The sequence below is a fragment of the Virgibacillus sp. LDC1 genome (assembly GCF_025792345.1).
Taxonomy (GTDB): domain Bacteria; phylum Bacillota; class Bacilli; order Paenibacillales; family Paenibacillaceae; genus Paenibacillus_AQ; species Paenibacillus_AQ lautus.
Genome location: NZ_JAOXLZ010000001.1, coordinates 4,108,177 through 4,121,901, shown reverse-complemented (window position 1 = coordinate 4,121,901; position 13,725 = coordinate 4,108,177). Strand labels below are relative to the sequence as shown.

Below are 13,725 nucleotides of genomic sequence, written 5' to 3'. Positions count from 1 at the left end.
GCAAATTGCACACGGGGCGGGAGGCTTATTTAGATTTCAGCCGGATCTATTCCTCAAGAAAGATGAGGCCGATCAGATCGTCGAACTCCAGGTTGCCGAAGTAATGCTTGACGTTGATGTCGGATAGGGCCGTGCGCACAGCAGTTTCTTCATACCGTTTGCCGCGCAGCAGGTTTTCAATATCCGCCACATCGCCGACGCCGAAGAAGTCGCCGTAAATCTTGATCTCTCCGATATGCCCTTCACGGATGTCCATGCGGATATCGATAATGCCCACCGGGAACTTCTTGGCATGCTTCACATTGCTTTCAGGGGATAGTCCATAGTTCCAATCCCAATTCTGGTAGCGTTCCTTCGAAATCTGGTTGATGATCTCCCAGTCCTTCTCTTGAAGGACATATTGGGGTACTTGATCAGGCTCCATACCGAAAATCGAGCGAAGCAGCTCCGCGCGGAACTGTTCGATCGTCATATCCGTACCAAGCAGCTCCTTAATGTTCGCCACGCGGCTGCGGACGGATTTGGTGCTCTTGGATTTGAATTTTTCCGGATTGGCATTCAGCGAGGCTTGGACATCATCCAGGTTCAGGTCAAACATGAGTGTGCCGTGGCTGAACATGCGTCCCCGCGTCGAGAACTGTGCGTTCCCCGAAATTTTCTTCTCGCCGACCTGCAGGTCATTCCGGCCGCTGAGCTCGGCGGGTACGCCCATCTTTTGCAGGAAGTTGATGACCGGCTGCGTGAACTTCAGGAAGTTGTGGAAGGACTGTCCGTCATCCTTCGTAATGAAGCTGAAATTCAGGTTGCCGAGATCATGGTATACAGCCCCGCCCCCGGACAACCGGCGTACAACCTGAATGTTGTTGTCACGAACGTATTCCTGGTTGATCTCTTCGATCGTATTCTGATGCTTTCCGATAATAATGGAAGGCTTGTTGATATAAAAGAGAAGGTAGCTCTCGTCCATGGACAAGTGCTTCAAGGCATATTCTTCAATCGCTAGGTTAATGGATGGATCATGGATCCCCTGATTATCGATAAATAGCATAGTATCCTCCGTCGTCACAATTCAAAATGTGGTGCTTCCAGACTATTGTAAACCAATTTTAAGACAGAGACAAAGCATTCCATGTTGACGAGTCAGGGACGGTAGCGACATAATGATGGCATTACATAACGGCAGGGCTTGCAAGAGCCAGGGCATGGAACAGGAGGAGCCCTTATGAACGACAAAAAACAACCCTTGATCGAGGTGTACGGCCACGGAGGGGACGTGGAGACGGCGGCTGCCGCATTCGGAAGGCAAGCCTCGGCTTTCCTGGATTACAGCGCCAATATTAACCCGCTCGGACCGCCGCAAGGGGTAATTACGGCCATACAAGAGGGAATGAGTGCGGTCATTCGTTATCCGGATCCGGGACACCGCAAGTTTAAGGAGCTGCTCGCAGCGGAGTTAGGCACCGATCCCCGGCGAATTTTAGTCGGCAACGGGGCGGCCGAGTGTATGGCGCTGTTGTTGATGGGCCTTACGCCAAGGACTGTGGGCGTGGTTGACCCGTGTTTTTCCGAATACCGGGAGTTGTCCTTAAAATTTGGCTCGGACATCCGCTCCGTGTGCGGACATCCGGAGAGGGACTGGCGTGCAGACAAGGCGGATGTGATGGAGCTGTTGACTCGCACGGATCTCGTGTTTTTGGGACAGCCCAACAATCCGAACGGGGTTCAGTACAGCCTTGAGGATATCCGTGAAATAGCGGCATGCGCTGAGCAAGAAGGGACCTGGCTGGTGCTGGATGAAGCCTTTATCGACTTTATTCCGCTTGAAGACAGACAGACCCTGATGCCAGAGCTTCAGGACTATCCTCGAACCGTGATTGTCCGATCGATGACCAAGTTTTATGCGATTCCGGGTTTGCGGCTCGGGTATACGGCCGCGCATCCCGATGTGATACGCAAGATGGCAGGCAAGCAGGTGACATGGAGCGTCAATGGACTGGCGCTGCTTGCAGGAGAGGCATGTCTTGGCAGCGGGAGGGACTACGAGCAGAATACGCTGCATTTGATTCGCGCAGAGCGCGAGAAGCTCATACGGGGTGTACGAGCGCTGGGGCTTGACGTTACGCCGGGGGAGGCCAATTTTCTACTCATGGAGCTTCCGCGGCCCTGGAATGCCGAGATGTTTCAGTCGGAGATGGGGAGACGCGGCGTGCTTGTCCGCAGCTGCGCCATGTACCCGGGCCTCGGTGAGCGTCATATCCGGCTGGCCGTTAAACATGTTGAAGATAACGACAGGCTGCTTGCCATTATGGCGGAGGTTTTTGGGATTTGTTCTGAAGAAGAAGCAACCTAGGATATCAAGCGGCAAATGAGTTTGGGATCAGGCAGATTTAGATCATAGAGAGCAGGGAGAGAGAAGCATGGCCGTACCTTTTCTGAAAGGCAAGAATCACTTATATCGTTCGAATGCGTGGCAAGGAGCGGTGGTGTCCCTCGAATCGGAGCAGGAACAGCCGCATATCCGCATATCGCTTCCGGAGCCGGCTGCGTTTATTAGCAGCGCCATATATGGCGGCGGATTCGTGCGTTTGGATCATATCGTGAACCGTTATGTGGACCGGCATTATGATTGCAGCGACCCCGTGAACGATATGTTTAACTTTATGGGTGCTCACGGTTATCCGGCTGAATCCACAGCTGGATTGATGACGGCGGTAAACCTGAAATATGCCTCCATCCGGGAAGAGCGGAGTGAACAAGTTTCCATCCTTTGCTGCACCACCGCCGGCGTGGGCAATGCAGCCCGTGCCGGGTCGAGTCGAACGACCTTTGCGGCTTACCAGCCGGGCACGATTAATATTATGCTGCTGATCGACGGGATGATGACGCCGGCATGCATGCTGAACGCCGTGTTGACCGCGACGGAAGCGAAGGCCGCCGCGCTGTATGACCTGGGCGTGAAAGATCATGAAACCGGAGCCGTCGCGACCGGGACGACAACGGACGCCATGGTCCTTGGGGTCAGCGGCAATACAGCCTATGGCGTAAATCACCATTATGCCGGAACCGCAACCGATCTGGGCGGCATGATCGGCCGCCTTGTCTACGAGAGTGTTACGGAAAGCATTGCCGCCGAAAGAGAGGACCGGATATGACCGTCGTGTGGGTCATTTGGGCTGCGGTCGTGCTGGACCTGCTGATCGGAGATCCGAGATGGCTCCCCCATCCCGTCATTGGCATGGGGAAAGCCATCCGCCGGGTTGAAGGCTGGATTCGCCATTGGGCGACTTCCGCTCAGAGCCTGAAGCGGGCGGGGATACTGCTGCCGGTGATCGTGGCCGGCGGCTCCTTCGTGCTGGCGTGGCTGCTGCTGGAGCTGTGCGCGGCGATTCATCCTTGGCTTGCGTGGGGGGTGGAGATCGTGCTTATTGCGACTACGATTGCCATCAAGGGGCTGCGAGGGGCAGGATTGGAGGTCTACGGCCATCTTCGCTCCGGCCATATCGCGGAGGCCCGGCGCGCGCTCAGCATGGTTGTCGGGAGAGACACCGGCCATCTGGATGAGCCGGAGATTGTGCGGGGAACGGTGGAGACGGTTGCGGAGAATATCGTGGATGCGGTCATCGCTCCGCTGTTTTTTGCCCTGATCGGGGGAGCGCCGCTGGCGATGGCCTATCGGGCCGTAAACACGCTCGACTCCATGGTCGGTTATAAAAACGAGAAATACCAGCATATCGGCTGGGCATCCGCAAGGCTGGACGATATGGCCAATTGGATACCGGCACGCCTGACCGCAGGGCTGTTGACCATGGTAGCTGCGATGTTTTCGCTGCAATGGAAAAAAGCGATCAAGATGGTCAGAAGAGATGCGCGAAAGCACCCCAGCCCGAACAGCGGCTTCCCGGAATCAGCCGTTGCCGGTGCTCTGGGCATTCGTCTGGGAGGCGAGAATTCCTATCAGGGTATCATCTCGTTCCGGGCTTACATGGGGGATGCTGATCGCCCGCTTGAAGCGGAGGATATCCGGGTGACCAACCGTTTGCTGCTGGGCGTATCGGTTTTGTTTACGTTACTGGGTACCGTTGTGCTCGGACTTGTTGCTGCATCAGGAGGAAGGCTGTGGATATGAGGATTACCCTGCATCTGGTCCGTCATGGCCGCACGCTGTGGAACGAGGAGCGCCGTTATCTCGGTCACGAGGATCAAGGGATTCTGAGGGAAGGCAGACAGCAGCTCCTCCCGCTGCGGGAAAGGTTTTTTACCGGGCAGTTTGTCCGGATCTATTGCAGCGATCTCCTTCGATGCAGGCAGACGCTGAATGTTATCCTATCGGATTCAACAATGGCTGCTATTCCTGATGATGAAGCTTTGGGCAGGTTTATACCGGGTGTCGAGTATGATCCGCGCCTGCGCGAGCTTGACTTCGGGGATTGGGAAGGGAACACCTACGAGGATTTGAAGTCGGATACCTCCTATCGACGCTGGATTGATAACCCTGCAGAAGTTACGCCGCCGAATGGGGAGAGCTGGGAAGCGTTCCGTTCCCGGGTTCAGGCATTTTTGACCGGATTGTCTTTGGATTTGAAGGAACTGTTGCATGTGGAGGAAGATCCGGATACCCTTGTGCAGGCAGAGGCAGAGGCAGAGGCAGAGGCAGAGGCAGAGGCAGAGGCAGAGGCAGAGGCAGAGGCAGAGGCAGAGGCAGAGGCAGAGGCTGCTGGCTACGGCCTGGGAACACAGAGAGCGGGGCTTGATGTGCTTGTGGTCACCCATGGGGGCGTTATCCGGCAGATCGCCGCAGCCACCCTTCCGCATACGGAATTCTGGGGGACGCAGGTATCGCCGGGCGAGGAGCTCAAGCTGCAATTGACATGGGATGGAGAACGCTGGCAAGGCGTACGGGTAAGCGAATAAATGAAATCGTATGATATCGGTGCGGAATGGGCGATAACGGGATGAATCCGTATCCTGACGCATTTGAAACGACCGAAACTTTCGGTTGTAAGAGGAGGGTTTATCGCCTATAATCTTGGGCAGAGAAACCATGCTTGGCCTATCATACATAAATTCATATTATTTGCGAGGGTCCCGGACAGAAGGCGTTATTGTCTTTCTGCCGGGTTAATAGGGAAGCCGGTGCAAGTCCGGCACGGTCCCGCCACTGTGAAGCAGGGACTTCTCCATATGCCACTGAGCCATAGCGCTTGGGAAGGCGGAGAAGTCGTTACAGCCTGCAAGTCAGGAGACCTGCCCTCGGCGAATGAATGACGGTCCTTCGAGGAGAGGATTACGTTTGCCGAACCCATGCAGCATGTATGGGCGGAAGTTTAAGGCGCTATCTGTGAACGGTTATCCAGATGTCCTTATGTTAAAACGTAATCCCTGAGTCCTTGTTTACGAGGAGTCAGGGATTTTTGCTTCTTTTGGAGTATGACGATTGATGTTTTTCTCCCGGTAAGGATCAGTTGAAGGAATGTAGACTTGCAGCGCCAGGTTCTCAATTATGTATAGGGGGATTTCAAGAGATGAAAGCATTAAACAAAACATGGTCCGTACTTCTGGTAGCCATACTGATGGCCCTGGCCTTGGTCGGCTGTGGAGGCGAAGAAGCGGCGCCGAAGGATACAACGCCGCCTGCACAGCAGGAAGAGCAGAATAACGAAGCGCCGGCAAATTCCGGCGAAGAGCTTAAAACGGCGTATCCGCTGACCGTTAAGGATTCAACCGGGGTTGAAATGACGTTTGAGAAAGCTCCGGCCAAAGTTGCATCCCTGACACCGTCCGAGACGGAAAAACTGTTCGCCTTGGGCCTGGATGAGGAAATCGTTGGCGTGTCCGATAATGACGATTATCCGGAAGCGGCCAAATCCAAGCCTAAATTGGGCGGGTTTCAAGTGAATGAAGAGGCTATTATTGCAGCCGATGCCGATGTGGTATTTGCCGCTTCGATGAATGCCCAGAATGCCGAGAAATTGCGTGAGCTTGGCGTTACCCTGTTCGTCAATGATCCGAAAACCATTGATGCCGTGATGGAGAACATCGAACTGATCGGGCAAATTACCGACCGTCAAGCGGAGGCGAAAGCGGTCGTGGATCAGATGAAGCAGGAATTGGCTACCGTTACGGAAGCCGTGAAAGCCGTGAAGGATGAAGACAAGAAGAAAGTATACGTAGAATTCTCTCCGGGATGGACTGTCGGCAAGGGCGAGTTTATGGATGAGATCATCACCTTAGCTGGCGGCGTTAACGCAGCCGGCGATGCGGAAGGCTGGTTCGAAATCAGCGAGGAAAATATTATCGCTGCGAACCCCGATGTCATTTTGTACACGGACGATGTGGTAGATGAAGCAACCAAGAAAACATTGGATCAGCTGATTAAGGAGCGCGGCGGCTGGGATCAGATCGATGCCATCAAGAATGATCAGGTCATTTCCGTGGATGCGAACCTGCTGAGCCGTCCGGGTCCCCGTGTGACGCAAGGGTTGATTGAAGTGGCGAAGGCCGTTTATCCGGAACTGATGAATCCATGAGTAAAAAACTTGCAGGATTCGGTGCGGCCGGCATACTCCTATTACTGTTAACCTTGGTTGTCAGTCTCGGAATCGGCTCCGTGCACCTGCCTGTGAGAGAGATTGGGGCGATGCTGCTGCACCGGCTGCCGGGAATCGGCGATTCCATCGTTCCGGGCTGGGAAGCTTCCTCCGAGCAAATCCTCATGAAGGTGAGATTGCCGCGGATCCTGCTTGGGATGCTCGTTGGAGCCTCCCTGGCGGTGGCCGGAGCCGCCTTTCAAGGCGTACTTCGCAATCCGCTGGCGGATCCGTTTACGCTCGGTGTATCCTCGGGTGCTGCGCTTGGCGCAGCATCCCTGATTTTTTTCGGGATGGAATATTCCTTTGCCGGAGGTTACACGCTGCCGCTTGTAGCGTTTATGACCGGAGCAGGCACCCTATGGGCCGTTCTGCTGTTGGCAAGGGATCAAGGAAAACTGCCGATCCACGGGCTCATTCTGTCCGGTGTGGTGATGCAGTCGTTTCTGGGCGCCGTCGTTTCCTTTTTGACGGTCATGTCCAAAGATACGGTAAACCAGATCCTGTACTGGACGATGGGGAGCCTGAGCATGCGTGGATGGTCGTATACGGCCATCCTTTTCCCGTATTTTATCGCAGGTTTTATATACTTATGGAGCAGGTCGCGGGCGCTTAATATTTTGTCGCTGGGGGAACGGCAGGCCGCCCATATGGGCTTGAATGTGGATCGGCTGAAGACCAGCGTGCTCATCGTGGCTACCCTGCTTGCCGCCGCAGCCGTGTCGGTCTCCGGCGTGATTGGATTCGTGGGACTTGTGGTACCGCATATGATCCGGCTGATCACCGGCTCCGATTATCGCGTCATTGTTCCACTGTCGGCTCTGGGCGGCGCGATATTCATGGTCTGGTGCGATACGGCGGCACGGTCCGTGCTGGCACCAACGGAAATACCGCTCGGTGTGGTTACGGCATTCATAGGCGCTCCATTCTTTGCGTTTTTGCTATACCGGAACAAAAAACGGCGCAGGGAGGGTTTATCATGATTACAGCTCAAGGACTTGGCAAAGCCTATGGCAAGGTGCCGATTCTTGAAGGCGTGGACCTTCATATTGCCGAAGGGGAATGGTGGGGAATCATCGGTCCGAACGGAAGTGGTAAGTCTACCCTCATGCAGCTGTTATCCGGTGTGGAGAGCCCTACGAAAGGAAGCGTGACGCTTCGGGGGAAGGAGCTTGGACACTATAATCGAAAGGCACTGGCCCGGATCGTGGCGGTGCTTCAGCAGGAAGGGCTTGATCCTACCGATTTTACCGTCCGGGAAGTGCTGGAGATGGGAAGATTCCCATTCCTGAACTGGCTTGGCCGTGAAGATAAGGATGCAGCACCGCTCATTGAGGCCGTTATCCGAAAGCTGGATCTGCATGGTCTGGAGGAACGGCGGCTTACCGAGTTAAGCGGCGGTCAACGCCAGCGTGTAGCACTTGGCAAGGTAATGGTCCAGGAGCCTTCGCTGCTGATGCTGGATGAACCGACGACCTATCTGGATATCCGCTATCAGCTACAATTCATGGATATGGTGGCGGAGTGGCGGAACTCGTCCGGGATTACGGTGATCAGCGTACTGCATGATCTGAATCTGGCAGCTCAATTTTGCGACAAACTGCTGGTGCTTGATCAGGGAAAGATCGCGGGGGTTGGCAAGCCGGAGGAAGTTTTGACAGCGGCGTATATACGCCAAATCTTCCGGGTGGAGCCCTCGATTGTCGCCCATCCCGAGAATGGTGCTCCGCAGGTGCTGTTAACGGCGAATAGCACGTGGTCCTGACCGATGTTGCTGCATGTTCCGCTGGGGATGTAAGATTTAGGAACAAGATATGAGGAGGTCGTTTCATTGACGGATACAATCGTGAATCGTTTAAATCGCATCATGGCAAACATTAAACCGCTGAGTGTGGAGGTGCAGAACGAAACAGCCGCTTATTTGGATACGCTGACGAAGCCTCCGGGCAGTCTGGGCAAGCTGGAGTCGCTAGCGATCCAATTAGCGGGGATCACAAGGAATTTGAAGCCGTCGTTCACCCAAAAATCCGTCGTTGTCATGGCTGGTGATCATGGAGTCTGTGAAGAAGGAGTCAGCGCATTTCCGGCTGAGGTAACGCCCCAGATGGTCATGAACTTCCTGAATGGAGGAGCGGCTGTGAATGTGCTGGCCCGTCAGGCGGGGGCAGACGTGCATTGTGTGGACATCGGTGTTGCGATCGAGCTGAACCATGAGAAGCTGATGTCGCGGAATGTTGGCAGAGGAACCGCCAATATGGCCAAAGGGCCCGCGATGACAAAGGAAGCGGCGCTGCTGTCCATTGTAACTGGTGCTGAGGTAGCTGCCGAGTTGGTATCGCAAGGAACGCAAATGTTCGTGACCGGGGAGATGGGCATTGGGAACACGACACCGAGTGCGGCGATCTTCTCCGTTCTGTCCGGCAAACAGCCATCTGAAGTCGTGGGCAGGGGAACCGGCGTAACCGATGAACGGCTGCTACATAAGATTCGAGTTGTGGAACAGGCTATACAAGTTAATAGACCTCATGCCGATGATCCCCTCGACGTGCTCGCCAAAGTTGGAGGTTATGAAATCGGCGGGTTGGCTGGACTGATTCTGGGTGCGGCTGCCCATGGTTGTCCCGTTATCATTGACGGCTTCATATCCAGTGCGGCGGCGCTGGTTGCCAAATGCCTCTGTCCGGACGCCCTCTCCTATATGATTGCCTCTCATGTTTCGCATGAACAGGCGCATGTTCTTCTGTTGAAAGAGCTGGGGCTGCATCCGATGCTGCAAATGGACATGCGTCTTGGCGAGGGTACAGGCGGAGTACTGTGCCTGCATCTGGTCGAGGCGGCGTGCCGGATCATGAATGAGATGGCGACGTTTGAGAGCGCCGGAATCAGCGGAGGGGCCATATGAGTCATCGTGGAAGCGTGTTGGTAACGGGTGGGGCCAGAAGCGGAAAGAGCTCATTCGCGGAGAAGCTGTGCATGAAGCGCTCGGAGTCCGGAACGTACGTGGCGACTGCGCAAGCCTATGACGATGAGATGAGGGAGCGGATCCGAATTCATCAAGACCGTCGGCATGATTCCGCCTACGGTTGGGAGACGGTCGAGGAGCCTGTCGCCCTGCCGGAACTGCTGGATACGCTGGGCCAATCCCAACCTGATGCCCCTGCGGTGGTAGTGGACTGCCTGACGCTGTGGCTTACGAACGTGCTGCTGCAAGCCGAGCCTGAAGGAAGTGCCGCAATGGAAGAACGGCTGGGACTTCAAATCGGCAGACTGGCAAGAGCGGTGCAGGGTTATCCGGGAATGGTCATTCTGGTAACAAATGAAGTGGGGTCGGGGATTGTTCCGGAATACCCGCTAGGCCGAATATATCGCGACTGGGCAGGGATTATGAATCAGAGGCTGGCCCAGGCATGTGATGAAGTGTTTTTGGTGACTGCGGGAATTCCGATGGAAATCAAGAGCAGGGAGTATCGCATATGAGCAAGATGATCGAAGCGGCTGCGGCCGCTTTTCAATTTCTATCGAGGCTGCCGGTGCGGAGGGAAATTCCTTTTACGCCGGAAGTGCAGCAACGGAGCGTCATTTTTTATCCATTGGTAGGGGCGGTTATCGGTATTATCGTTGCCGGATTGGGACTGGGCCTAAGCTTTGTGCTGCCTTCTTTTCCTGCTGCCGTCATTCTGCTGGTTGTATGGGTAGCGCTGACGGGAGGGCTGCACCTCGATGGCTGGATGGATAGTGCTGATGCGCTGCTCAGCCATCGTTCGCGTGAGAAGATGCTGGAAATCATGAAGGATAGCCGTGTAGGTGCGATGGGGGTCATGGCGTGTATGCTGCTGCTCCTTCTGAAAGCTTCCTTGATCATGTCTGTGTGGGATTTGTCAGCCGGGGCATGGAAACAAGAGGCATGGCTGCTGGTGCTCGCTCCCGTTTGGAGTCGCTGGTTTATGGTCCACGCGATGTACCGCTGGCCGATGGCACGGGGGAGCGAGGGTCTTGCCGCTCTATTTCACGGATTGACCGCCGGAAGGAGATCGATGGCAGGCGTAATGGCCGCCCTGTTAACGCTAGTTATTGTAGGTTTGCTATGGATCACGGCAGGCGAGACTAATCTGGGGATGATTGAAATCGGAGGAACCCTTGTCATACCCATCATCGCCTGGGCGACTGGAAGTTTAACGGCAGAACGGATGAGCCGAAGACTTGGAGGACTGACGGGAGATACTTATGGAGCGCTCAATGAACTGATTGAGACGGTTGTGTTAATATTTGTGGTTCTCCTTTTGAAGTTTACATGATATGATAGTAGAGTGATATCAGTGGTAATCCGATCAACATAGTCGACATAATCCGCATCGATGGGAAACTAACGATTTTTGACAGGAATTTTCTCAATCGGGTAATGATATGTTTAGAGTGGGCTGTAATGGATATGAATACATACTAGCGCACTTATGACATGAGGATGGAGCACATATATCCTTATTTAAAGAATGGGAGGAATCATTAGGATGGAAACGCTTTGGGTTATCATCAATGTCCTTGTTCTGATTCTGCTGGTCGGTATTTTGTACTGGATGCAGAGAAAGCATTACTCGTTTACCAAACGCGTGTTTGCCGGACTTGGATTGGGTGTGTTGTTCGGAGTGGCACTGCAGCTCATCTATACTTCGACCTCCGATGTGGTGGTGAAATCCACCGATTGGTTTAATCTGATAGGATACGGTTACGTTAGACTTCTGCAAATGATGGTCATTCCGCTTATCATGGTGTCGATCATATCGGCCATCATGAAGCTGAAGGGCGGAAAGAATCTGGGCAAAATGAGCGGGCTTATCATTACGGTGCTGCTTCTGACGACAGCCGTAGCCGCTGCTGTCGGGATTACGACCGCGCTGGCCTTCGATTTGTCCGCGGTGAATATCCAGGGCGGTGCTGCGGAGGAGCAGCAGGGTGCCCTGCTGCAAGAGCGGCTCGGGGATGTTGAGGGCCGTACGCTGCCCCAGCAGATCCTGGATTTCATTCCGAGCAATCCGTTTGCCGACATGACGGGGGCACGAAGAACTTCGACGATTGCGGTCGTCATTTTCTCGGCCTTCATCGGGATCGCCGTTCTCGGGTTGGACCGAAAAAACAAGGAGCAGGCGGAAACGTTCCGCAACATGATCTCTGCGGTCTACGGCGTGGTTATGCGCATTGTGACGCTGGTGCTTCGTCTGACGCCTTACGGGATTCTGGCACTCATGGCCAAAACGATCGCCACGACCGATCTTGCGGTGATCATAAATCTGATCGATTTCGTCCTTGCTTCGTACGTGGCTTTGATCGCGATGTTCATTATCCATCTGGTGCTGCTGGCGATATTCGGGTTCAACCCGTTCAAATACGTCAAGAAGGTGTTCCCGACGCTGACCTTTGCCTTTACTTCGCGTTCCAGCGCGGCCACGATCCCGCTTAACGTGCAGACCCAGAACAAAAAGCTGGGCGTCTCGGAAGGCATCGCGAACCTATCGGCATCGTTTGGCGCCACGATTGGGCAGAACGGCTGCGCGGGCATTTATCCTGCCATGCTGGCCGTCATGATTGCGCCGACAGCCGGCGTGGACCCGACCTCATGGTCGTTCATCCTTACCCTGATCGTGGTCGTGATGATCAGTTCCTTCGGTGTGGCGGGTGTCGGAGGCGGAGCTACCTTCGCATCGCTCATCGTGCTCTCCACGATGAACCTGCCGGTTGCCTTGGCGGGCCTGTTAATTTCCGTCGAGCCGCTGATCGATATGGGACGGACGGCACTGAACGTGAATGACTCCATGACAGCCGGCGTGATTACCGGGAAAGTCATGAATGAAGTGGATAAAGACGTGTACAACGACGACAACATTGAACTGGATATGGTTCAGGCATAACATATCCGTGGGAGCCATCTTGAAGGCATTGTTTCTGCCGGAGGATGGCTCTTCTAGTACATAGAGAAAGCCCGAATACCGTATGTGAAACGGTAATTCGGGCTTTTTTCGTATGCTGAACATTGCATTATCCGAGGATGGTCAGTTCTTTCGGGAAAGAGGTCAACACCTCGACGCCATCCTTGGTTACGATCACATCGTCCTCGATCCGCACGCCGCCTACGCCTTGCAGATAAATGCCGGGCTCGATCGTGAATACAGCCCCCGGTTGCAAAATGTCCTGGTTCAACCCGTGGATGGATGGATATTCGTGGACATCCATGCCAAGCCCGTGACCCAAGCGATGTACAAAAGCTTGTCCGTATCCTGCGTCGTCAATCACTTTGCGAGCCGCTTGGTCAATCGATCCATAGGTTACGCCGGGCTTTACAGCCTGAATGCCGGCCAGGTTCGCTGCGAGAACCGTCTTATAAATGTTGACGGCTTCGGGCTTCAGCTCGCCTACCGCAAAGGTACGGGTAATATCCGACGCATAACCCCCCGCATACACACCCAAATCGAACATGAGCAGATCCCCTGCTTCAATTCGGCGCGTACCGGGAACACCATGAGGCAAGGCGGTGTTGGGGCCGGATAATACCATGGTGGCGAAGGATGGAGCATCCGCACCCAATTTTTTCATTAAGTACTCCAGTTCTGCCACAACCTCAATCTCACTGACGCCGATTTTGATCTGGGCGAGGCCTTGTGTCAGAACATCCTCAACCAGTCTTACTGCATGCTTGATGATCTTCACTTCATCGGCCGATTTTCGGATTCGGAGATCTCGGAGCACAGCGCCAACATCCTCGATCCGGTTCGCGTTCACATGCTGCTGCAGCTGCTCATAACGGGAGACGGTGAGCTGATCCTTCTCTAGCGCCAGCGTACCGGCTGCGCCTTGAAACTGCTGCTTCAGCAAGAGATACGGATTATCGGTATCCTGATGCGTGACAATATGCTTAACCGTTGAAGCAGCCTCGGCTGCGTCTGCATCCAATGCCGGTACGATCAGCACCGGATCATTCGCAGAGGAGAGGAGCAGCCCCAAAAAGCGTTCATGGGGATCACTCGCAAATCCGGTCAAATAGTAAACATGCTTGGGGTCAGTTACCAGGACATGATCCCAGCCCTGTGTATTCATGGATTGTAGCAAACTTTGCAATCGTTCATTCATCCTGTTCATTCCTTTCTTA

The 13,725-nt window shown here is 54.3% G+C and carries 13 protein-coding genes and 1 riboswitch; of the genes, 11 read left to right on the top strand and 2 right to left on the bottom strand.

Annotated features, from left to right (window positions below; all coding sequences use genetic code 11):
* Window positions 1-46: 46 nt before the first annotated feature.
* Window positions 47-1,048, bottom strand: a complete 1,002-nt coding sequence (gene lplA, locus OHJ21_RS18585) for a lipoate--protein ligase (RefSeq protein ID WP_326117077.1) — start codon at window positions 1,046-1,048, stop codon at window positions 47-49.
* 174 nt (window positions 1,049-1,222) lie between these two features.
* Between lplA and cobD the strand changes: the two genes are divergently transcribed.
* From cobD to OHJ21_RS18530, 11 genes are all read left to right on the top strand, one after another.
* The gene (gene cobD, locus OHJ21_RS18580) at window positions 1,223-2,350 is read left to right on the top strand and encodes a threonine-phosphate decarboxylase CobD (RefSeq protein WP_486020834.1); all 1,128 of its coding nucleotides are present in this window, start codon (window positions 1,223-1,225) and stop codon (window positions 2,348-2,350) included.
* A 67-nt stretch (window positions 2,351-2,417) separates the two neighbouring features.
* Window positions 2,418-3,152: an adenosylcobinamide amidohydrolase gene (locus OHJ21_RS18575; protein WP_486020832.1), complete on the top strand. Its 735-nt coding sequence runs from the start codon at window positions 2,418-2,420 to the stop codon at window positions 3,150-3,152.
* On the top strand, window positions 3,149-4,126 hold the full coding sequence (gene cbiB / locus OHJ21_RS18570; RefSeq protein WP_486020830.1) for an adenosylcobinamide-phosphate synthase CbiB: 978 nt from the start codon (window positions 3,149-3,151) through the stop codon (window positions 4,124-4,126). The genes OHJ21_RS18575 and cbiB overlap by 4 nt, the downstream gene beginning before the upstream one ends.
* The gene (locus OHJ21_RS18565; protein ID WP_486021053.1) at window positions 4,123-4,911 is read left to right on the top strand and encodes a histidine phosphatase family protein; all 789 of its coding nucleotides are present in this window, start codon (window positions 4,123-4,125) and stop codon (window positions 4,909-4,911) included. Before cbiB ends, OHJ21_RS18565 begins: the two co-directional genes overlap by 4 nt.
* Before the next feature lie 152 nt (window positions 4,912-5,063).
* Window positions 5,064-5,266, top strand: a riboswitch (cobalamin riboswitch).
* 256 nt (window positions 5,267-5,522) lie between these two features.
* Window positions 5,523-6,527 carry an ABC transporter substrate-binding protein gene (locus OHJ21_RS18560; RefSeq protein ID WP_100539010.1) on the top strand — a complete coding sequence of 335 codons (1,005 nt, stop codon included), beginning with the start codon at window positions 5,523-5,525 and terminating at the stop codon, window positions 6,525-6,527.
* Window positions 6,524-7,570: a FecCD family ABC transporter permease gene (locus OHJ21_RS18555; RefSeq protein ID WP_486020828.1), complete on the top strand. Its 1,047-nt coding sequence runs from the start codon at window positions 6,524-6,526 to the stop codon at window positions 7,568-7,570. The genes OHJ21_RS18560 and OHJ21_RS18555 overlap by 4 nt, the downstream gene beginning before the upstream one ends.
* The gene (locus OHJ21_RS18550) at window positions 7,567-8,352 is read left to right on the top strand and encodes an ABC transporter ATP-binding protein (protein ID WP_486020826.1); all 786 of its coding nucleotides are present in this window, start codon (window positions 7,567-7,569) and stop codon (window positions 8,350-8,352) included. The genes OHJ21_RS18555 and OHJ21_RS18550 overlap by 4 nt, the downstream gene beginning before the upstream one ends.
* 66 nt (window positions 8,353-8,418) lie before the next feature.
* Complete coding sequence (gene cobT / locus OHJ21_RS18545) at window positions 8,419-9,489, top strand: nicotinate-nucleotide--dimethylbenzimidazole phosphoribosyltransferase (protein ID WP_486020824.1); 1,071 nt, start codon at window positions 8,419-8,421, stop codon at window positions 9,487-9,489.
* A complete protein-coding gene (gene cobU, locus OHJ21_RS18540) occupies window positions 9,486-10,064 on the top strand; it encodes a bifunctional adenosylcobinamide kinase/adenosylcobinamide-phosphate guanylyltransferase (RefSeq protein WP_326114320.1) in 579 nt (192 codons plus the stop codon). The genes cobT and cobU overlap by 4 nt, the downstream gene beginning before the upstream one ends.
* On the top strand, window positions 10,061-10,882 hold the full coding sequence (cobS, locus tag OHJ21_RS18535; RefSeq protein WP_486020822.1) for an adenosylcobinamide-GDP ribazoletransferase: 822 nt from the start codon (window positions 10,061-10,063) through the stop codon (window positions 10,880-10,882). The genes cobU and cobS overlap by 4 nt, the downstream gene beginning before the upstream one ends.
* Window positions 10,883-11,095: 213 nt before the next feature.
* Window positions 11,096-12,490 carry an L-cystine transporter gene (locus OHJ21_RS18530; protein ID WP_100539004.1) on the top strand — a complete coding sequence of 465 codons (1,395 nt, stop codon included), beginning with the start codon at window positions 11,096-11,098 and terminating at the stop codon, window positions 12,488-12,490.
* 127 nt (window positions 12,491-12,617) lie between these two features.
* Here OHJ21_RS18530 and OHJ21_RS18525 read toward each other — a convergent pair whose 3' ends face one another.
* Window positions 12,618-13,706 (bottom strand): M24 family metallopeptidase, encoded by a 1,089-nt coding sequence (locus OHJ21_RS18525; protein ID WP_486020820.1) that lies wholly within the window; start codon window positions 13,704-13,706, stop codon window positions 12,618-12,620.
* Window positions 13,707-13,725: the final 19 nt, after the last annotated feature.